The following is a 19,212-nucleotide window of genomic DNA, read 5'->3' on the forward strand; positions in this document are numbered from 1 at the left end:
TGTGTGTATCCCATTATTCTCTTAAATAGTTATCGGTTAGCAGAAGCAAAGGGAAGGACTCCGCTTTCATCCCCACCCTGAAGGATGGGGACTTCCCGCTTCGTCCTTTCCGATCCTACAAGTTAAAACCCTGAAAAAAACCCAGACTCACTCTTCTATCTCTTCCATCAGCCTCTCCATGATGAGGGAGGCGGCCCTGCAGAGAAAAGCTTCCGTCCTCCCCACCGCCTCTTCGCCCCCGAGCCTCCCTGTGACCATCTCCTCTACGATCCTGTCGCACTCGTCCTTGATCTCGGCGATATCGGAGGAGGGCTCCAGTTCCCTCAGGCACTCGGAGAGGTCCAGGAGCTGGTCGACCTTCAGGTCCACCGCCCTCTCGACCCACTCCTCCCCGCTGCCTCCATCCGCCCTGCCCCGCAGCCTTCTGATCTCGGCTAGGAAAGGGTCGGCCTCGTGAGCCACAGAATTGGTCTTGGCATTCGGCATGACTTCAACTTCTCTTTTGCTCTTCTGATCTGCGAATGGACCTTTTCATCTAAAACACTTGTGCAGAAGCCGCGATGGAAAGATGGAGGAGGGACGGGGCGGGCGTCGAGGAATCGAGATTTGAGGGCGGGACTGGCCGGAGAGCTGATCCGGCCAAAGGCGGTTTTCGCGTCTCGGTGCCCCGGAAGGCGTGAGCCGATCTGCGCGAAGGGAGGACGCTTCCGGGCCGGACGGTCCCATGGTCTGATATCTCCATCGAGAGGGCGATCTTCCGGGCTCGTCGGGGAGGAGAACGATGGACTTAAGAGGGGATATCCTGCCAAAATATAAGTCGAATTATCCTGCGCCCCCGAACAATCCCGCCGAAAAAGTTTACTCCTCAGCGGACAATAAACGCCTTGGAGTATGAGTCTTGCCCCAAACCTCTAAACCCGCAGCAGCCCGAAGCCGAAGATGAGGAGAAATCCAAAGATGTCCCAAGAGCTCGACGTAGTCCTCGCCTACCACCAGGCGACGAAGCACAGCTTTGCCCGGATGGCCCCGGGGCCGAAGATGATGGACTGGGCGAACGAGCCTGCTCCCTTTCGAAGGTTTCGGGGCGCAGAGCTCGTGGAGCTTGCCCGGCCCGAGCCTTCGCCCGGCGAGGGGCCCGACTACTACCTCGCCCTCTCCGAGGGGAACGTCCCGCCCCGCCCCCTATCCTTCGAGACGATCTCCCAGCTCCTCTTCGACTCCCTCGCCATCTCTGCCTGGAGGAGAGCCGGCGGAGGCGGGGCGGCCTGGGCGCTGCGGACGAACCCCTCCAGCGGGAACCTCCACCCGACGGAGGGCTATTTGATATCGGGGCCGATTCCCGGCCTCTTCGACCGCCCCACCGTCGCCCACTACGCCCCCCGGGAGCACGCCCTCGAGGTGAGGGGGCGGTTTTCCGAGACGGCCTGGAGAGATATGGCCGCCGCCCTTCCGGCGGGGTCGGTCCTCGGGGGCTTCACCTCCATCCCATGGAGGGAGTCCTGGAAGTATGGGGAGAGGTCCTTTCGCTACCTCCACCTCAACCTCGGCCACGCCCTCGGAGCTCTCAGCTTCGCCTCGGCGGCCCTGGGGTGGCGGGCGACCCTCCTCGACGGCGTCGGGACCGGGGACCTGGCGCTCCTCCTCGGGGTCTCCAACGAAAGCGGCGCGGGGACGGACGGGCTGTCCCGGGCTAGCCGAGAGGTCGATCCGGAGTCCGAGGTCCCCGACTGCCTCGTCGCCGTCCACCCCTGGGGTGAGAGCGTCTCGGGCTATAGCATCCCGGAGGGGGTCGTGGCCGAGTTCAAAGAATTGAAGTGGCATGGGCGTTCCGACCGGCTCAGCCCCGGAGCCGTCGCCTGGCCCCTCGTCGACCAGATGGCGAAGTCGACGGCCAAACCGGCGGGGGAAGTCGCGCTCCGGGCCTTCGACCAGATGGCAGAGGGTACCCCCTTCTCTTATCCGCCATCGTCCCTCCGGAGGATCATCCGCCAGCGGCGAAGCGCCATCGTCATGGACCCGGCCTTCAGCATGACAAAAGACGACTTCTTCAGGACGCTGGCGCGGACCCTGCCTCGCCGAGGAAGGTTCCCCTTCAACGCCCTTCCCTGGAGGGCGGAGGCGGACCTCGCCGTATTCGTCCACCGGGTTTTGTCCCTCGATCGGGGTCTCTATATCCTCATCCGAAACCCCGACCATTATGATCCCCTCAGATCCGAGATGCGGGAGTTCGAGTGGAAACCGCCCGGCTATGGATCGCCTCCGGGATTTTATCGGCTGGCTGCCGGAGACTTCAGGGACCCTTCGAGGGCCCTCTCCTGCGGCCAGAAGATCGCCTCCGACGGCTGCTTCTCCCTCTTCATGATCGCTCGGTTACGAGGGGCTCTGGAGGAGCGGGGACCCTGGTTCTACAACCGGCTCCTCTGGGAGTGTGGCACCGTCGGCCAGACCCTCTACCTGGAAGCTGAGGCTTCGGGGCTTAGGGGGTGCGGGATAGGCTGCTTCTTCGACGACTCCGTCTCCGCCGCCCTGGGCCTGGCGGGGACGGAATTTCTGCCCCTCTACTCCTTCGCCGTGGGAAGAGGGATCCCTCTATCGAGGATGGAGACCCTTCCAGCATACCCTGCTCCCGGTCCCGACTTATGATCGGCTGAGAATAGGTGGGGGGTGGTCGTCCCTGTGGCGGTTTTAGACCAATATTTTTATATGTAAATACTAATTTTTTACAAATCATTTAATTTAATATGTCCGCAAACGATATATATTATCAACTAGAAGAGTTATCGTTTGGTGGTATGGAATGAGGAATATAGCACTGTTAGTTTTCGTCCTCTTGGGCCTCTTCGTTGCAGCGGCGTCGGTCCAGGCGGCGGAGCATAAGGTGATGGGCGAATACGACGATATGGCTGAGTCCGATGAGATGATGGCCGAGGTCGACTACATGGACAAGGCTGATGAGTTTTTGATGAGCTATCCAGAAAATAACTACTATTTGATGGATGTTCAGGAACTCATAGACGCCGTCGATGCTGGTGACGAGAACTTGTTCGTTCTGGACGTGAGGCCCGCCGAATTATACGATGCAGCCCACATACCCGGTTCTATGAATATACCAGGTCCTGTGCTGGTTACGTCTATGGATATGGTCCCAACCGACAAAAAGATCGCCGTCGTCTGTACTCTTGATACCAATGCGGCCTTTGCCGTAACGGTATTGAGGATCTTCGCAGACCATGACGCCTGGATATTGGTGGGTGGACCTTCCGCATGGGAGGATGCTGGAAGGGAGCTCGTCCCCACAGAAGAGATGTAGATTTGAACCCCTTCGGGCGGACGAACCAGAGAGGACAGACGTTTTGAGGGCCGGGCGATCGATCGCTCTGCCTCATACATATTTTGCAGGCTTATTTCAATCCTTCGCATCCTTCATCATCTCCATCGAGGAAAAGGTAAAATCATCCTAGGCCCATGGTAGCGGCGAGAGCGGTGATGGGAAGGATAGATCATGCACTACAGACCAAGAGACAAATTTCCGAACCTCCCGGCGAGGATCGCCCAGCTCGGCGACCTCGCCTACAACCTCTGGTGGACTTGGCACCCCGAGGGAAGAGAGCTATTCATAATGCTGGGCGGCCGAGCCGCATGGAGCCGAAACGGCCACAACCCCGTCAAGATGATGCACGAGCTCGACGACGGCGTCTTAAAGCTCGCCTCCCTCGACCCTCGGTTCCTCCGGTACTACGACGCTGTGATGGCGAGGTTCGAGGGGGACATGGACCCTTCCAGCGGCTGGTTCTGCACCTCGGTAGGAGATCCGAAGGATAATACCGTAGCCTACTTCTCCGCCGAGTACGGCCTCCACCACGCCCTCCCCGTCTACGCCGGAGGGCTGGGGTTTCTCGCCGGAGATTACCTGAAAGAGTGCAGCGACCTGGGGATCCCTTCCGTGGGGATCGGCTTCATGTACCCCGAGGGGTACCTCCTCCAGAGGATCGCCCCCGACGGCTGGCAGGCCGGGGCCTGCGAGAGGCTCGACAGGGAGAACGCCCCGGTCCGGAGGCTCCGGGACGACGACGGCAACCCCCTCCTGGTTGATATACCCCTTCTGGACGGGGAGATTTACGTCGAGGTCTGGAAGGTCCAGGTGGGGAGGAGCGACCTCTACCTGATGGATACCGCCGTCGAAGCCAACGACCCCTGGAACCGGTCCATATCCGACCGGCTCTACACCGGCGACCCGGAGCAGAGGCTGAGGCAGGAGATAGTCCTGGGGATAGGGGGAGTCCGGGTTCTTAAGGCCCTGGGGATCGAGGCTTCCGCCCTCCACCTGAACGAGGGCCATCCCGCCTTCGCCATCCTCGAGCGGATCCGGGAGAGGGTCGACGAGGGGATGAGCTTCCATGAGGCGGCAGAGGAGGTGAGGAGGACGACGGTCTTCACCACCCACACCCCCGTCCCCGCGGGCCACGACAAGTTTCCCTTCCCTCTGATGGAGAAGTACTTCGGATCGTACCTCCGGAGGATCGGGATGGACAGGGCCGAGTTCTTCGAGCTGGGGATCGATCCCCGGGACCCGGCCAGCGGCTTCAACATGACCGCCTTCGCCCTCAGGATGTGCGCCCATCGAAACTGCGTCAGCCAGAAGCACCAGGAGGTGACCCGGCAGATGTGGCGCCACCTCTGGCCAGACCTCGCCGAAGAGGAGGTCCCCATAGATTACGTAACCAACGGCATCCACGTCCCCACCTGGATAGATAGACGGCTCGGCAACGTCACCTTCAACCAGTACCTCGGCCGAGACTGGCTCGAAAAGCACGACAACCCCCTCATCTGGGAGCTGCTGGAGGAGATACCGGATCGGCTGCTCTGGGATCAGCATCGGAGGATGAAGAGGGCTCTGATAAACAAGATAAAGGACCGGGCGAGGGATAAATGGAGGGACCCCGAGTCAGATTCCAGGACGATTATGGCCTTGGGGACGCTTCTGGACCCCCAGACCCTCACCCTCGGCTTCGCGAGACGGTTCGCCTCGTACAAGAGGGCGACCCTCATGCTCAGAGACCCGGAAAGGCTCAGAAAGATCCTCACAGACCCCCATCGTCCGGTTCAGATAATATTCGCGGGGAAGGCCCATCCCGACGACCAGCAGTCCAAGCTCCTCCTCCAGCAGGTCTACAACGCCGCCGCGGACAAGAGTTTCGAGGGGAGGATCGCCTTCGTCGAGGACTACGACCAGTACCTGGCCCAGTACCTCGTCCACGGCGTCGACGTCTGGGTCAACAACCCCCGGCCTCCCATGGAGGCCTCGGGGACGAGCGGGATGAAGGCGTCCCTCAACGGCGTACCTCAGCTCAGCGTCTTCGACGGCTGGTGGGTCGAGGGTTACAACGGCAAAAACGGCTGGGGGTTCGAGGGATCGGAGGGGCCGACGAACGATTATAGAGATGATCGGGACTCGGAGGCGATATACGAGATCCTGGAAAAGGAAGTGATACCCCTCTACTACAGGGTGGACGACGAGGGCGTCCCCCGGGGGTGGGTGAAGCTGATGAAAGAGGCGATCATGGTCGCCGGACCCCACTTCACCTCCAGGAGGATGGTTAAAGAATATACGGAGAAGTTCTACCGGCCGGCCCTTGAAGAGACGAAGAATGCCCCCGGATCTGCATAGGGCCTTGACCATAGGTCGCGTTTTTTTTGGCGTTTTCGGGAAAAAAGAAAAGATGAGGTAGTGGGAGGGGCTCAGAAGTCCTCTCCCATGTCGCCCATGCCGCCCATGCCGCCCATGCCGCCGGGCATCCCGCCCTCGCCACCGGACTTGGAGGCGATGACGTCATCGATCCTGAGGATCATGACCGCGGACTCGGCTGCGGAGTTGATCGCCTGGGTCTTCACCCTCATGGGCTCGACGACGCCCTTCTCCTCCATGTCTGAGGGCTTGCCGGTCTCCATGTCGAGGCCTGCGGTCTTGACCCCCTTCTCGTGGCTGCTTCGAAGGGCCACCAGGGTGTCGATCTGGTCGAAACCTGCGTTCTCGGCGAGGGTCTTGGGTATGACCTCCAGGGCCTCGGCGAAGGACTCGATGGCCAGCTGCTCTCTTCCGCCGACGGTGGCCGCGTACTCTCTGAGCCTGAGGGCGAGCTCGATCTCGGGGGCGCCGCCACCGGCCATCAGAAGGCCGTCTTCGAGGGCTACGCCGACGACCCTGAGGGCGTCTTCCATTGCTCGGTCCAGCTCGTCGACGACGTGCTCGGTCCCGCCCCTGAGGATTATGGATACCGACTTGGGGTTCTCGCACTCCACGACGAAGGTCATGTCGTCGCCGGCGATCTTCTTCTCCTCCACAAGGCCTGCCCGTCCCAGCTCGCTCTCAGCGAGGTCGTGGATGCTGGTGACGATCCTCCCACCGGTGGCTCTCGCCAGCTTCTCCATGTCGCTCTTCTTGATCCTCCGGATGGTGTAGACCCCGGCCTTCGCCAGGAAGTGCTGGGCTAGGTCGTCGATCCCCTTCTGGCAGAATACGACGTTGGCCCCGGTGCTGACGATCTTGTTGACCATATCCCTCAGCATCGTCTCTTCCTGGTCGAGGAAGGCCTGGAGCTGATCGGGGGATGTGATCTCGATCTTGGCGTCGACCTCCGTCTTCTCGATCTCGATGGCCGTGTTGAGGAGGGCGATCTTGGCGTCCTTCACCTTCTTGGGCATGTTGGGGTGGAGACGCTCCTTGTCGATGACCATGCCGTAGACGAGCTGAGAGTCGCTGACGCTCCCGCCCACCTTCTTCTCTACGGTGATGTTGTCGACGTCCACCGTCCCGTCCTCATCGACGATCGCCTTGACCGCCTTGACGGATAGCTCGGCGAGCTCGTTTCTGGCGACGCCGGAACCCTTCCCGGTCATGGCGGTGATGGCGATCTTCTTCAAGAGCGCATCGTCATCGGGAGATACCTTTATCGCCATATCCTTCATGATATTCATCGCCTTCTCGGCTGCTGCCCTGTAACCGGCGGCGATGACGGTGGGGTGAATCTCCTGGTCGAGGAGCTCTTCGGCCTTCTTCAGAAGCTCCCCCGCCAGGACCACAGCGGTGGTGGTGCCGTCGCCGACCTCATCGTCCTGGGTCTTGGCGATCTCGACCATCATCTTGGCAGCCGGGTGCTCGATGTCCATCTCCTTGAGGATGGTGACGCCATCGTTGGTTATGACCACATCTCCCAGGGTGTCGACGAGCATCTTGTCCATCCCCTTGGGTCCTAGAGTGGTCCTTACTGCCGTCGCCACAGCCTTGGCTGCCATGATATTCGACTTCTGTGCCTCGCGGCCGGCGGTCCTCTGACTGCCCTCTCTCAGTATAAGTACAGGGGTTCCCCCCAATCCTGCCATCTTTCTTCTTCCTCCAGTTGATCTGATGGCTTGCGAGGTGTTTAAACTTCTATATAAACGTTTCGCGAGAGGGGGGCGCATCCAGCGGCGGCCCGAAGATGCCGCGCCGTCCGGAGGGGGTGGCGGCTCCGGCGGCCTTTTATCATGGCGGCCCGTTCCCGACCCCGGAACCGACGAAAGATCGGGCGCAGGTATTCGATAACGAGGAGTGAGCTCCATCGAGGCTGGCTGCAAACCTATTTATATTCGGTTCGACTGTCTTCCGTCAGAATGGCCGAGACCAGCATGTATGTGGTGAAGACCACCGCAAATCAGGAGCGTTCAGTGGCGAACCTCATAGCCCAGCTGGCGCGCAAAGAGAAGTACGATATCATGGCGCTTCTCGTCCCCGACGTCCTAAAAGGCTACGTTATCGTGGAGGCGAAGGCACCGGAGATCGTCGAAGAGGCGATACAGGGTGTACCTCACGCCCGATCGGTGATCAAGGGGGCTTCCAGCTTCGGTGAGGTGGAGCATTTTCTGACGCCGAAACCCGCGGTGGTGGGCATCAACGAAGGAGCTATAGTGGAGCTGATCTCAGGGCCTTTCAAGGGCGAGATGGCCAGGGTCAAGAGGGTAGACATCGGCAAAGAGGAGATAACCGTAGAGCTCTTCGAGGCGATGGTCCCCATCCCCATAACAGTAAGGGGTGACCACGTGCGCGTGCTCAGCAAAGATGAGATTCAGAGGTGAATTTCTTGGCCAATGTTGTTGAAGTGTTGGTACCCGGTGGAAAGGCCAGCGCAGGACCCCCCCTGGGCCCCGCACTAGGACCTCTAGGCGTTAACGTCGCAGATGTGGTAAAGAAGATAAACGAGGCGACCGCGGATTTGAACGGGATGCAGGTCCCGGTCAAGGTTACGGTGAAGAGCAGGACCGAGTATCAGGTGGATGTAGGAACCCCCCCAACCTCGGCGCTGGTCCTCAAAGAGGTGGGGCTGGAGAAAGGTTCCGGCAACGCCCTCGAGATGGTGGGTAACCTGACCATGGACCAAGTGGTGAAGGTCGCGGGAATCAAGAGGAATAACCTACTTTCCGTCTCCCTGAAGAGCGCTGCCAAAGAGGTCATCGGGACCTGTGGGACCATGGGTATCACCGTAGAGGGGATGCCCCGAAAGGAGGCCCAGGCGGCGGTCGATGAGGGCAGGTTCGATGAGATCCTCGCATAGACGAAAACTAATTATAGAGGATTGAAGACGGGATTTTTGACTCTCTTTTTGAGACGCCGTAGTAGACCGCGAGTCGTGGACTACGGAGGATTGAGATGAACAAGACGATAGAGGAAGCCGTCAGAAAGGCGATCTCCGAGGCCCCCGAGAGGAGGTTCAGCGAGAGCGTCGATCTGGCGATCAACTTGCACAATATCGACATGAGCATGCCCGCCAACAGGGTGGACGAGGAGATAATTCTCCCCCACGGCCGCGGCAAATCTGCAAAGATAGCGGTATTTGCCGCCGGTGAGACCGCCCTTCTGGCTCAGCGTGCCGGCGCCGATCTGGTGATATCCCCCGACGAGCTCGCAGAGCTGGGGGATGACAAGAAGCGAGCGAGAAAGATCGCTGACGAGTACACCTACTTCATATCAGAGACTAGCTTCATGCCGACGATAGGCAAAAAGCTGGGCCCCATCCTGGGAAAGAGGGGAAAGATGCCCCTTCCCCTGCCCCCGAACGTGGACATCGCGCCCATCATCAAGAGGCAGAGAAATCTGGTGAGGGTGAGGTCTCGGGACCGGCTGACGTTCCATATGGCCGTCGGGTCCAGGGATATGGAAGTTAAAGAGATAGCTGAGAACGTAGAGACCGTCACGACCAAGCTTGAACAGACCCTCAAGGACGGCAAGCACAACCTGAAGTCCGTCTACGTCAAGACCACCATGGGTCCCGCGGTAAAGGTGATTTGAAATGTCCGTCCAGGTACGCCATACAGAGCACGTCCCGGAATGGAAGATCCGAGAGGTAGAAGATCTGGTGGAGAGGATCGGCGAATCACCCGTCGTTGGGCTGGTGAGCTTGACAGAGATCCCCGCAAAGCAGATCCAGGACCTGCGGGCCGATCTGAGGGATTTTGCCACCATCAAGATGGTCAGAAACAACATCGCCCGCCGGGCGATAGAGAAGTGCTCCGACGACTTTCTGCCCCTGGCGGATGGGATCGAAGCCCAGACGGCTTTCATATTCACCGACGTGAACCCCTTCAAGCTCTACAGGATGCTGGAAGAGAAAAAGCAGCCGATGCCGATCAAGGCCGGCGGCAAGGCTCCCACCGATATAGTCATCGAGAAGGGGGAGACGCCCTTCTCTCCTGGCCCCATGGTGGGCAAGCTCCAGTCCGCTGGTATCCCTGCCGTCATCAAGAGCGGCAAAGTGGTCATCAACGAGATGAAGGTGGTGGCAGAGGAGGGGGATACGATATCAGCCCAGCTCGCCGACGTGCTGGCGACGATGGAGATATTCCCGAGGATGGTGGGGTTACAGCTCCGGGCGGTCTACGAGGGCGGTCTCGTATACAGGCCGGAACACCTGACCATCGACGTCGATAGCATTATATCTCAGATGGCCACCGCCTCGTCACAGGCTATGGGCCTCGCCTTGGAGATAGGCTACGCGACCCCGACTACCATTAGTCCCCTTCTCCAGAGGGCGGCATCCAAGGCCAGAAACCTGGTCCTGGAGTGCTCGCTTCCCGTCCCCAGCATGATGGAGGCTCTCCTGGCAAAGGCGGCCGCCGATGCGGCGTTGCTGAAGAGCCTTGCGGAAGGGGGATCGGCGGCGGCAGTCACAGCAGCTCCTGCGGAGAAGGGAGAAGAGAAGGCCGAAGAGGCCGAGAAAGAAGAGGATGAAGAGGCCGGACTTGGCGGACTGTCTGCCCTGTTTGGTTGATCGAGATCAAGAGGTGGATTAAGATGGAATATGTATATGCAGCATTACTGCTTCACAGCTCTGGTAAAGACGTGTCCGAAGAGGGCATAAAGACCATACTCAGCGCCGCAGGCGTCGAAGCCGAGGAGGTAAGGATCAAGGCCCTCGTCTCCGCCCTTGAGGGCGTCGACATCGAGGACGTCCTCTCCAAGGCGCCGTCCGTCGCCGTGGCTGCCGCACCCGTCGCGGCGGCGGCCGCCAGCGCGGCGGCTTCGGAGGCAGAAGAGGCTGAGGAAGATAAGGAAGAGGCTGAAGAGAGCGGCATTGAGGGTCTCGGCGCCCTCTTCGGCTGAGTTCCTTCTCTCCTTTTTCCTTTTTTCTCTATGGGTCGTGTCGCCCCTCTCCTTTATCCAGGTCATCCTCTCGTCGCCCTTCGAGATGGCAGCTCCCATCGCCGGCATAAATGACGGCAGAGAGGGAAATTGCGGCGAAGCACCCCGGAGCAGAGCCAGCGGGACGTTCGATGAGATCTCTAAACTATCCCCATACCCTTATATCCGAAGGGTCCAATGCCTAATCTGGGCTTAGTAACCTTTATATAGTAAGGCTACGTTAATTGACGTGCTCATATTATGCGATCGTCGAGAGCGATCCAGGAGATGGATAATAAAATGGCAAGATTAGGATTGGTCACCTTGGAGCTTATGCTCGCTGATCTGAGAGATCCGGTCTACGCCGGAGACCTCCCCGTCAAGATGGACTATGAGAAGGCTCGATATGAGGCTTCTGCCGGGAGCGATGATTACGCCCTGGATCAGATGAACGGCGCGGGCCCCGACGAGGAGGGCGACGGCTGCGGCTGCGGCGATGGGGGCTGTGGCGGCAAAGACTGCGGTGGCTGCGGAGCTGAGATGGCGGCCTCGATGGCGATGGACCCCTGGCCTGGTGCGGGACCGGGATCCATGGGCTGTCCCGGAGAGCTCGACTTCTACACCCTATCCACAGACCACGTCGGAGACCGGGACAAGACCAGGGACAGGTCCCCCAGACCCGACAGAAAGAGGCTCCCCTGGTCCTTTGCCCCAGGGCCCAGGATTGCGAGCTGAGCCTCTTTCCCGCCCCTTCTTCTTATCAGCCTATTTTCAGAATCCCGCCTATTCAAGCCCCTCTATCCGCGGGACCGCCCCTGCTGCATCCACAGCCGGTGCCACATCCACAGCTTTCATCCCCTTCGCCAGCCTCGTAATCGCCGACGGCCTGCATGAACTGCTCTCTGAGGTTACACCGGAGGAGCCCCGAGATGAAGACCCCCGCCACCACCGCCTCCTCCTTCGACATCTCCTTTACGGCATCCTTCAGCCTTGCTACCGCCTCTTCCTCGCTCTCTGTATCGGGATCGAAGATTATGACCCTCTTCGCCATCTCGCCGACGTTCATCATCTCTTCAGCCGAAATGTCCATGAGGCCGCAGACGATCTCCAGGATTATTGACTCCTCATCAGGTTCGAACATGGTCTCACCTTCAGGCTGCTTGTTGAAAAGGTTTGGCTTTCCCCCCCTTCAACCCCCTTTATTCCGTCTCCTCCCCGTCCCCTCCGTCCTTGGCAAAAGATCCATCCATTTTTCTCATCGGCAAATTTATATCGACTCCTGCATCTTGACTCTCCAGGTGAGAACTCTGCAATCGCTGAACGAGCTTGGTTTAGAGGTATTCGAGGAGATGCTGGACTACGCCGACGAGCTCCGGGTGGGGGTCTTCGAGCTTGATAACGGGACCGTCGTAGCCGACGCCGGGGTGGAGGCGAAAGGAGGTCTTGGGGCGGGGATCTACCTTTCCAGGATCTGCATGGCCGACCTCGCCGACATACAGCCGACCCCGTGCGAGATCGACGGGATCCCCATCCCCGGGGTCCAGGTGACGACAGACCATCCCGCCATCTCCTGCATGGCCTCCCAGTGCGCCATGTGGCAGGTGAAAGCGGGCAAGTACTTCGGGATGGGCTCCGGACCCGCCCGGGCTTTGGCGAGGAAGACGAAGGATCTCTACGACGCCCTGGAGTTCGAGGAGTACGCCGACGTCGGCGTCCTCTTCCTGGAGTCGGAGACCCTTCCCGACGAGGAGGCCGCAGAGAAGATAGCCGACGCCTGCGGGATCGACCCTGCCGACCTCCGCCTCGCCGTCGCCCCCACCGACTCGGTGGCGGGGCTCGTACAGGTCTCGGCCCGGGTCGTAGAGACCGGCCTGCACAAGCTCTTCACCATGGGCTTCGATATCAGGACGATCAAGATGGGTTGGGGGAGGGCGCCGATCGCTCCGATCGTCGGGAAGGCGACGAAGTGCATGGGAGCTTCCAACGACGCCATCATCTACGGCGGCGAGACCTACTACACCGTCGATTACGACCCCTTTGACGAGCTCCTGGGCTACCTGAAGGCCGCCCCCTCCGAGACCTCAAAAGACTATGGAGCCCCCTTCTACAAGACCTTCAAGGAGTGTGGCTTCGACTTCTTCAAGGTCGACCACAACGTCTTCGCCCCCGCCAAAGTGGTCATGAACGACCTTCGTTCGAGGCGGACCCTGGTGGCAGGAAGGCTCAACCCCGCAGTCCTGAAGGAGTCCTTCGGCTTCGAGGTATTCAGCCGGGAGGGTTGAACAGGAGCCCGCTTCTCACTCCTCACCCCAGGGTACCCGAGGTGACCGAGAGCATCTGCGCCGGTGATATGAGGACGTTCTTCGTCGCCGGGGTCCAGACCGATCTGTAGTCGTCGCTGTAGAGGAGAAAGTCCTTCGGCGGCTCCTCGGCGGTGATCGCCTCGATGGTCACCGTATGGGGGTCTGAGACCTTCCTTCCGGAGATCCTGTGGGATCCGGGGAGGATCTTATCGGTGATGTCGACGTCCTCGGCGGTGCACCAGCCGTCCCAGGGGAACTCGTGGAGATGGCAGCCTGTGACGTATTCGCCGTCTATGTAATACTCCTGGTCTGCGGCCCCGGCGAAGTAGTCCATCTCCCTGCCTGTCACAGCGAGCCTCGCCTCTTCGATGGTGCAGTCGGGGACTACGAGGTTGAGGTCGAAGTCGGCGCCGAAGGAGTAGCTTATCTGGTGGTATATCCCGGCATCCGAAGCGTAAAACTCGGCGGCGTTGAGGGCCATCGACCTGTTGTAGACGGTGAGGTCCACCCCGGCGGCCACCATCATCTCCATCACCCTCTGGAGGTCTTCGATGAGGGCGTCTCTCGTCGATAGGCTGAAGGGGCGGAGGCTGGCGACTACGATCCGGCCGTCTTCGGATAGATAGGCCCAGTTCCTCCCGCACCTCGAGTTCGGCTCGGAGAACCTCCAGAGGATGAAAGAGTCTCCCTCCTCCAGCACCTGCTGGACGGGTTTTACGATCTCCCTCACGCCGCTCAAATCGAAGTCCAAGTTCAAATTCGTCATCGCCCCGGACCGAAACTCCGCCACGTCCAGGAACGCCCCCTCGATCTTGACGCCCTCGACAAAACCGCTCCTCAGCTTGTAGGTGACCTCGGAGCCCGCCCCCCCGAGCTCGAAGATCCCAGCCCTATCCGAGCTGACGGCAAAAGATGTCGACCACTCCTCGCCGGCCGATATATCGCCCGCCTTCCAGGTCAAAACCCTCCCGTCGGCCTCGACCTCCTCAGAGGAAGGGGGGGCGGAGTAATCGGATGGAGAAAGTTCCCGGGCAAGGGCGTACCTCACCTCCACCTCTCTGCCCGCCAGGTTTATCACCTCCTCCCCGATCGCCTGATAGATCGAGTCGAGGGCGGAGGCGTCGCAGGCTTCGTAGTATCTGCCGCCGGTCGTCTCGGCGATATCCAACAGGTTGTCTTTCGCGGGATCTGAGAGCATAAGCCCCACGGTGTAGACGACGATCCCCTCGTCCTTCGCCCTCTCCGCCTGAGAGCCCCTTCTACCGGACTTGGTGTAATCCCCGTCGCCGTCGGAGAGGATGATCACGATCCTGGCGCCCCCGTCCCTACCGGCGGTGGAACCGTCGGCCGATAATAGGTCTATAGCCTCTTTGAGCCCCCGGTTCAGGTTCGTCCCCCGGCCGCTATCCACCCTCCCGATCGCCTCCAGGATCGCAGCGAAGTCGTCGGTGGGGGGGATGGAGAAGTCGATCCCTTCGTTCCAGCTGACGAGGCCTACTTTATCTCTGGCAGGGTCCATCTTCATGACGAAAACTCTGGCGGCGTCCAGCCTCTTATCGTCGGGGTCTGTCTCTCTCATGCTGGCGGAGCTGTCTATCGCCAGGACCACCTCCAGGGGGACCGCCTTCGCCGCCCCCTCTCCCACCACCGTCAGGGTCACCCACCCGACGGCGGGCTCCTTTCCAGAGCTTGCAGGCCAGATCTGGTCGGGAGAGACTCTTTGAGATGGGATCAGGTCCGCGTCGGAGGTAAAAGCAGCAAGAAAGATTATCGCCGCCGCCAGAAGGACCTGCTTTGGGATCATGGGGATCTTTCCTCTTTGCGTTATGGGCATCTCATGGAGTAAAAAGATATTCTTCAAGGTGGAGATCTATCGCCGCTCCCGACGGCCCGTCGTCGTAGAAGGCGGGGCGGTGCCACCCCCTCAGATGATCCGCGGCCTTTCAGACGCGGAGGGGTGGCGTGGTCCGGAAAGTTCAAGAGTCATTAGATATTCCTATCCGGAACAGTTTGCAGGGTTACGAATAATTGAGAGGGAAGACTAATGAATCCGGATAAAGATAAGGGCTCTGCCGAGGATATCGCTGGCCGCCCTCTGAAGGTAGCCGAACTTGTGGACTATCAGGAGGGGGCTGTAGTGAGCAGGACCCTCGTAGACAAGAGGACAGGGACTGTAACCCTCTTCGCCTTCGACGAGGGGCAGGGGTTGAGCGAGCACACCGCCCCCTTCGACGCCGTCGTAAACGTCATCGAAGGTGAGGCTGAGATAGTCATCTGTGGAGAAGCCATGATGGTTTCTGGCGGCGAGATGGTGATCATGCCCGCAGGAGAGCCCCACTCCCTTTCTGCCGCTACCCCCTTCAAGATGATGCTGACGATGATACGATCTTGAGGCTTCATAAGGCGATTAGGAGTATAGAACCCTCCATCCCTCTTCCGAGGGCGTCTCATCGGAGCATACTCGCCAGGTCGCCGGGGCGATGAGGGACCGGGATCGGTTCCCAAAGTACCGGCGGTCTCAGCGGCGGGAGGTGCGGAAGACCGACGAGATGATGCCGCCATCCTTCGCCGTCCGGAAGAACGCCGATCACGTCTTCTTGTCGGCGATCTTTCTCCTGTAATCCTCGAGGGCCATGTGGAGGGCGTCGGCGGCCAGGTTCGAGCAGTGCATCTTGTTTGGCGGAAGACCCCCCAGCTCTCCGGCGACGTCCTCCCTGGTGATCTTCATCCCCTCCTCGACCGTCTTTCCCACCGCCATCTCCGTGGTCATGCTGCTCGTCGCTATCGCCGCGCCGCACCCGAAGGTCCGAAACTTGATATCCTCTATCTTATCGTCTTTTACCCGGATGAAGATCTCCATGACGTCTCCGCAGGTCGGATTTCCCACCTTTCCGTATCCGTCGGGATCTTCGATCATCCCGACGTTCCTCGGGTTCATGAAGTGGTCCATCACCTTCTCGCTGTATTCTTGCTGTGACATATGTCCCCTCTTATCATTTCGCCGCCTCTTATTTTTTCGCCTTCATCTATAGACGGCTCACTCCGGCCTCATGGCCGACATCTCCCTGAGCCTCTTCACCGAGTCAAAGATGGCCCGGCAGGCATAGTCGACATCCTCTTCGGTATTGCTCATCCCGAGGGTTATCCGGAGAGACCCGTGAGAATCGACGGGAGATAGGCCGATGGCGGAGAGGACGTGGCTTGCCGCAAGCTTCTTCGAAGAACATGCCGATCCCGTGGAGGCGGCGATCCCCAGAGCATCGAGGTGGAGGAGGAGGGACTCCCCTTCGATGTATCTGAAGCTGAAGTTGAGGTTTGAAGGGAGCCTCTTATCGGGGTGACCGTTGAGCCAGGAGCCTTCTATGTTTTTGAGGACCCAGCCGCTCATCCGATCCCGAAGAGACCTCATCCTCTCCGACTCTTCTGCCATATTCTCTTTTGCGATTCTGGCGGCCGCCCCCAATCCTGCGATCCCCGGGACGTTCTCCGTCCCTGACCTCATCCCCCTCTCGTGGCCTCCTCCCTGCTGGATGCTCTCGATCCTGACGCCCTTCCTGATGAAGAGGGCTCCTGCCCCCTTGGGGCCGTAGAGCTTGTGGGCTGAGATGGAGAAGGCGTCGATGCCCAGGGATCTCACGTCTACGGGGATCTTTCCTGCGGTCTGGACCCCGTCTGTATGGAAGTAAATCTCCTTCTCCCTCGCCAGCTTACCGATCTCCTCCAGGGGCTGTATCGTCCCGATCTCGTTGTTCGCGTGCATGATCGAGATCAGGATGGTATCCTCGCAGACCGCCTCCTCCACCGCTCCGACCTCCACGAGCCCCTCCCGGGTCACCGGAAGGTAAGTCACCTCAAACCCTTCTCTCGTCAGGGATCTGCAGACCTCCAGGACGGCGGGGTGCTCGATCGAAGAGGTGATGATGTGGCGCCCCTTCTTTCTGTTCCTCCGGGCGATCCCCTTGATGGCGAGGTTGTCCGACTCTGTCCCGCCGCTGGTGAAGTATATCTCCGAGGGTTCGGCGTTCAAGAGTGCCGCCACCTCGGCCCGGGCCTCCTCCACCGCCTCCCGAGCCTCCCTTCCGAAGCTATGGAGGCTGGAGGGGTTTCCGTACCGCTGCGAGAAGTAAGGGATCATCGCCTCGAGGACCTCGGGGGCGAGGGGCGTCGTGGCGGCGTGATCCATGTATATCCTTTTCATCTCGATCTCTCCTCAATCGAACTGATCCGTCGAGGAACTATATATTCACAGAGTATTTATCCCCCGAGGATTTTAGGCCTTCCTCCGTCTTCATCGATCTATCCGGGGAGGTATGATCTGACCGGGGCCTGCGCAGTCCGGGCAGCGGGGATCTCTCGAGACCTCTATCGTCTCAAGGGAGGGCAAAAGCCCGTCCCAGATGAGCAGCCGACCGCTGAGGAGCTCCCCGGTCCCCGTGATGTACTTGATGGCCTCCGTCGCCTGGACGAGCCCTATGATCCCGGGGGTTGTCCCCACCACTGGGGACGGAGCGGGAGGGGGAGGCTGGGGGAAGATGCACCGGAGGCACGCCGACTCCCCCGGGATCACCGTCGTCGCCTGGCCGTGGAAGCCGGAGATCGCCCCGTGGATGAAAGGGATCCTCTTTTTTATCGCCGTCTCGTTGAGGAGGTACCGTACGGGAAAGTTGTCCACGGCGTCGATGACCAGGTCGGCGTCGCCGATGAGACGGGAGACGTTCTCTTCGGAGATCGTCTCCGCCATCGTCTCGACGACGATCTCGGAGTTCATCTCGGTGAGCTTCTCTTTGGCCGATACCGCCTTCTTCTTGCCTATGTCCCTCTCCCAGTGGAGGATCTGGCGGTTGAGGTTGGAGATCTCCACCTCGTCGTCGTCGGCTATCACGATCTTCCCGACCCCGGCGGCCGCAAGGTAGAACGATATCGGAGAGCCCAGCCCCCCTGCCCCGGCTATGAAGACCTTCGATTCGGCTATCTTCTCCTGCCCCTCGACTCCGAATAGGCGGATCTGCCGGTCGTACCTATCCAGGAACCTTTCGACGTTCATCGATCTACCTCTTTTTTAACGGACCCGCGATCGACCCACCTGTGGCCCTCATCGGTCTATCGGGGTATCGACTTCTGATGGATCCCAACCATCCATCATCCATCCGACCCATCACCCCCCCGCCACCGGCGGAAGGATCGCCACCTCGTCGCCGTCGGCGAGGGGGACAGAACGCCTCTCCGAGGAGTCGATCCTCTCTCTGTTCTTCATGATGATGACGTACTCTCTCAAATCCCCATCATCGTCGAAGAGGGCGGGTCCCAGAGCCTGGTGAGATGAGGCCAACCGCTGGAGGAGGTCTCTCACCGTCGATCCGTCCTCCACATCCAGCTCCAGGTCCCTTCCCAGAATCTCCCTGAAGCTGGCGAAGGCCCTGACGTGTACCTTCATATCTAACCTCCAGTTATACTTATATCGACCTTCCGCCCCGGGGGACGGGGTCCTCATCGACAAGCGTTTCGATCACCCTGCTTATAGCGTCGCCGGTGACCGTCCCCGTAACCCGCCCGTCCTCCTCATGGATCGGGTGCGCCAGAAGCGCTCGGCCCGTCTTTCCCGGCGGGACGCTTCCGGAGGCGAAGGAAGCGGGGCATAGCCGTCGACGGTGAGGGCCCCGGGGGCGGGGTCGGCCCCGACCTCCTCCTCCGGTACGCCTTGACTCAGGATGTTACCCTAATCATCGTCGGCTGCTCGACCCCCGAGGAGGTGCGCCTCCTCGCCCGGGCGGGTCGGGAGGCGGAGCCGCTTTCAGGAGAGGAGGAGGTGAGGCTGCTTTCGATCTTCCGGCCGTATGCGAGGAGGCTCGCGTTCTATCGGGGCGTGGTGTGAGCAAGTCGTCTCAGACAGAAAATACGACGGATCTCGCGGTGGTGGTCGGCTCGGGTATGGGGAGGTCGTCTTTTTTCAGGCCCTCCAGATGAAGCTCAATCGCTTCCTTCATCAGCTCTGCCGTCTCCTCTTCGGTCTTGCCGGCTGCCACCACGCCGGGAAGGTCCGGGCAGTATGCAGAGTAATTTCGCTCGCCTTTCTCGATGATGATTGCATATCTATTTCTGGTCATCTTCGATCTCCTTTAGGTCCGCCTGCTTTATAGTCTTACGACTAAATTGATATAATAGAACAGACAAAATAGATCTTATGAAGGGAGATATTGTAACTATACAAAATACTGAGGAGCTACCGGAAAAGCTTCGTGCAGAGACTGATGGGCGTAT

21 protein-coding genes are annotated in these 19,212 nt (G+C 59.9%); 12 read left to right on the forward strand and 9 right to left on the reverse strand.

The features are described from left to right. Positions 1-147 precede the first annotated feature (147 nt). Complete coding sequence (locus tag P0O24_RS10610; protein ID WP_316969728.1) at positions 148-486, reverse strand: hypothetical protein; 339 nt, start codon at positions 484-486, stop codon at positions 148-150. 471 nt (positions 487-957) lie between these two features. Here P0O24_RS10610 and P0O24_RS10615 point away from each other — a divergent pair, with 471 nt between their 5' ends. From P0O24_RS10615 to glgP, 3 genes are all read left to right on the forward strand, one after another. Next, complete coding sequence (locus P0O24_RS10615; protein ID WP_316969729.1) at positions 958-2,643, forward strand: SagB/ThcOx family dehydrogenase; 1,686 nt, start codon at positions 958-960, stop codon at positions 2,641-2,643. A 154-nt stretch (positions 2,644-2,797) separates the two neighbouring features. Then, positions 2,798-3,310, forward strand: coding sequence for a rhodanese-like domain-containing protein (locus P0O24_RS10620; protein ID WP_316969730.1), 513 nt, complete (start codon positions 2,798-2,800; stop codon positions 3,308-3,310). 192 nt (positions 3,311-3,502) lie between these two features. Further along, positions 3,503-5,668, forward strand: coding sequence for an alpha-glucan family phosphorylase (gene glgP, locus P0O24_RS10625; protein WP_316969731.1), 2,166 nt, complete (start codon positions 3,503-3,505; stop codon positions 5,666-5,668). A 71-nt stretch (positions 5,669-5,739) separates the two neighbouring features. On the opposite strand, the gene thsA is transcribed toward glgP, so the two are convergent. Further along, positions 5,740-7,380 carry a thermosome subunit alpha gene (gene thsA, locus P0O24_RS10630; protein WP_316969732.1) on the reverse strand — a complete coding sequence of 547 codons (1,641 nt, stop codon included), beginning with the start codon at positions 7,378-7,380 and terminating at the stop codon, positions 5,740-5,742. Positions 7,381-7,650: 270 nt separating this feature from the next. Between thsA and P0O24_RS10635 the strand changes: the two genes are divergently transcribed. From P0O24_RS10635 to P0O24_RS10660, 6 genes are all read left to right on the forward strand, one after another. Continuing rightward, positions 7,651-8,112, forward strand: a complete 462-nt coding sequence (locus P0O24_RS10635) for a transcription elongation factor Spt5 (protein ID WP_316969733.1) — start codon at positions 7,651-7,653, stop codon at positions 8,110-8,112. 5 nt (positions 8,113-8,117) lie between these two features. Then, on the forward strand, positions 8,118-8,588 hold the full coding sequence (locus P0O24_RS10640) for a 50S ribosomal protein L11 (protein ID WP_394356773.1): 471 nt from the start codon (positions 8,118-8,120) through the stop codon (positions 8,586-8,588). Between the two features lie 95 nt (positions 8,589-8,683). After that, on the forward strand, positions 8,684-9,322 hold the full coding sequence (locus P0O24_RS10645; RefSeq protein ID WP_316969735.1) for a 50S ribosomal protein L1: 639 nt from the start codon (positions 8,684-8,686) through the stop codon (positions 9,320-9,322). Position 9,323: 1 nt separating this feature from the next. Further along, the gene (locus P0O24_RS10650) at positions 9,324-10,301 is read left to right on the forward strand and encodes a 50S ribosomal protein L10 (protein WP_316969736.1); all 978 of its coding nucleotides are present in this window, start codon (positions 9,324-9,326) and stop codon (positions 10,299-10,301) included. Positions 10,302-10,324: 23 nt separating this feature from the next. After that, complete coding sequence (gene rpl12p / locus P0O24_RS10655; protein WP_394356774.1) at positions 10,325-10,633, forward strand: 50S ribosomal protein P1; 309 nt, start codon at positions 10,325-10,327, stop codon at positions 10,631-10,633. A 318-nt stretch (positions 10,634-10,951) separates the two neighbouring features. Further along, on the forward strand, positions 10,952-11,386 hold the full coding sequence (locus P0O24_RS10660) for a hypothetical protein (RefSeq protein WP_316969738.1): 435 nt from the start codon (positions 10,952-10,954) through the stop codon (positions 11,384-11,386). Positions 11,387-11,438: 52 nt separating this feature from the next. Here the strand turns inward: P0O24_RS10660 and P0O24_RS10665 are convergent, their stop codons facing one another. Further along, positions 11,439-11,792, reverse strand: a complete 354-nt coding sequence (locus P0O24_RS10665; RefSeq protein ID WP_316969739.1) for a hypothetical protein — start codon at positions 11,790-11,792, stop codon at positions 11,439-11,441. A gap of 166 nt (positions 11,793-11,958) precedes the next feature. Between P0O24_RS10665 and mch the strand changes: the two genes are divergently transcribed. Next, on the forward strand, positions 11,959-12,933 hold the full coding sequence (gene mch / locus P0O24_RS10670; protein WP_394356775.1) for a methenyltetrahydromethanopterin cyclohydrolase: 975 nt from the start codon (positions 11,959-11,961) through the stop codon (positions 12,931-12,933). 22 nt (positions 12,934-12,955) lie between these two features. On the opposite strand, the gene P0O24_RS10675 is transcribed toward mch, so the two are convergent. Further along, on the reverse strand, positions 12,956-14,788 hold the full coding sequence (locus P0O24_RS10675; protein WP_316969741.1) for a vWA domain-containing protein: 1,833 nt from the start codon (positions 14,786-14,788) through the stop codon (positions 12,956-12,958). Between the two features lie 210 nt (positions 14,789-14,998). Here P0O24_RS10675 and P0O24_RS10680 point away from each other — a divergent pair, with 210 nt between their 5' ends. Next, positions 14,999-15,346 carry a cupin domain-containing protein gene (locus P0O24_RS10680; RefSeq protein ID WP_316969742.1) on the forward strand — a complete coding sequence of 116 codons (348 nt, stop codon included), beginning with the start codon at positions 14,999-15,001 and terminating at the stop codon, positions 15,344-15,346. Positions 15,347-15,541: 195 nt separating this feature from the next. Here P0O24_RS10680 and nifU read toward each other — a convergent pair whose 3' ends face one another. The 4 genes from nifU to P0O24_RS10700 form a co-directional block, all read right to left on the reverse strand. Beyond that, positions 15,542-15,934: a Fe-S cluster assembly scaffold protein NifU gene (gene nifU / locus P0O24_RS10685; RefSeq protein WP_316969743.1), complete on the reverse strand. Its 393-nt coding sequence runs from the start codon at positions 15,932-15,934 to the stop codon at positions 15,542-15,544. 57 nt (positions 15,935-15,991) lie between these two features. Continuing rightward, complete coding sequence (gene nifS, locus P0O24_RS10690; protein WP_316969744.1) at positions 15,992-17,152, reverse strand: cysteine desulfurase NifS; 1,161 nt, start codon at positions 17,150-17,152, stop codon at positions 15,992-15,994. 90 nt (positions 17,153-17,242) lie between these two features. Then, positions 17,243-17,998: a HesA/MoeB/ThiF family protein gene (locus P0O24_RS10695; RefSeq protein WP_316969745.1), complete on the reverse strand. Its 756-nt coding sequence runs from the start codon at positions 17,996-17,998 to the stop codon at positions 17,243-17,245. Positions 17,999-18,109: 111 nt separating this feature from the next. Then, positions 18,110-18,388, reverse strand: a complete 279-nt coding sequence (locus P0O24_RS10700; protein WP_316969746.1) for a ubiquitin-like small modifier protein 1 — start codon at positions 18,386-18,388, stop codon at positions 18,110-18,112. A 264-nt stretch (positions 18,389-18,652) separates the two neighbouring features. Here P0O24_RS10700 and P0O24_RS10705 point away from each other — a divergent pair, with 264 nt between their 5' ends. Next, positions 18,653-18,826, forward strand: a complete 174-nt coding sequence (locus P0O24_RS10705; protein WP_316969747.1) for a hypothetical protein — start codon at positions 18,653-18,655, stop codon at positions 18,824-18,826. 10 nt (positions 18,827-18,836) lie between these two features. Here the strand turns inward: P0O24_RS10705 and P0O24_RS10710 are convergent, their stop codons facing one another. Then, positions 18,837-19,058 (reverse strand): type II toxin-antitoxin system HicB family antitoxin, encoded by a 222-nt coding sequence (locus tag P0O24_RS10710; protein WP_316969748.1) that lies wholly within the window; start codon positions 19,056-19,058, stop codon positions 18,837-18,839. Positions 19,059-19,212 lie beyond the last annotated feature (154 nt).

The sequence above is a fragment of the Candidatus Methanocrinis alkalitolerans genome, from assembly GCF_029167205.1.
In the GTDB taxonomy this organism is placed as follows: Archaea; Halobacteriota; Methanosarcinia; order Methanotrichales; family Methanotrichaceae; genus Methanocrinis; species Methanocrinis alkalitolerans.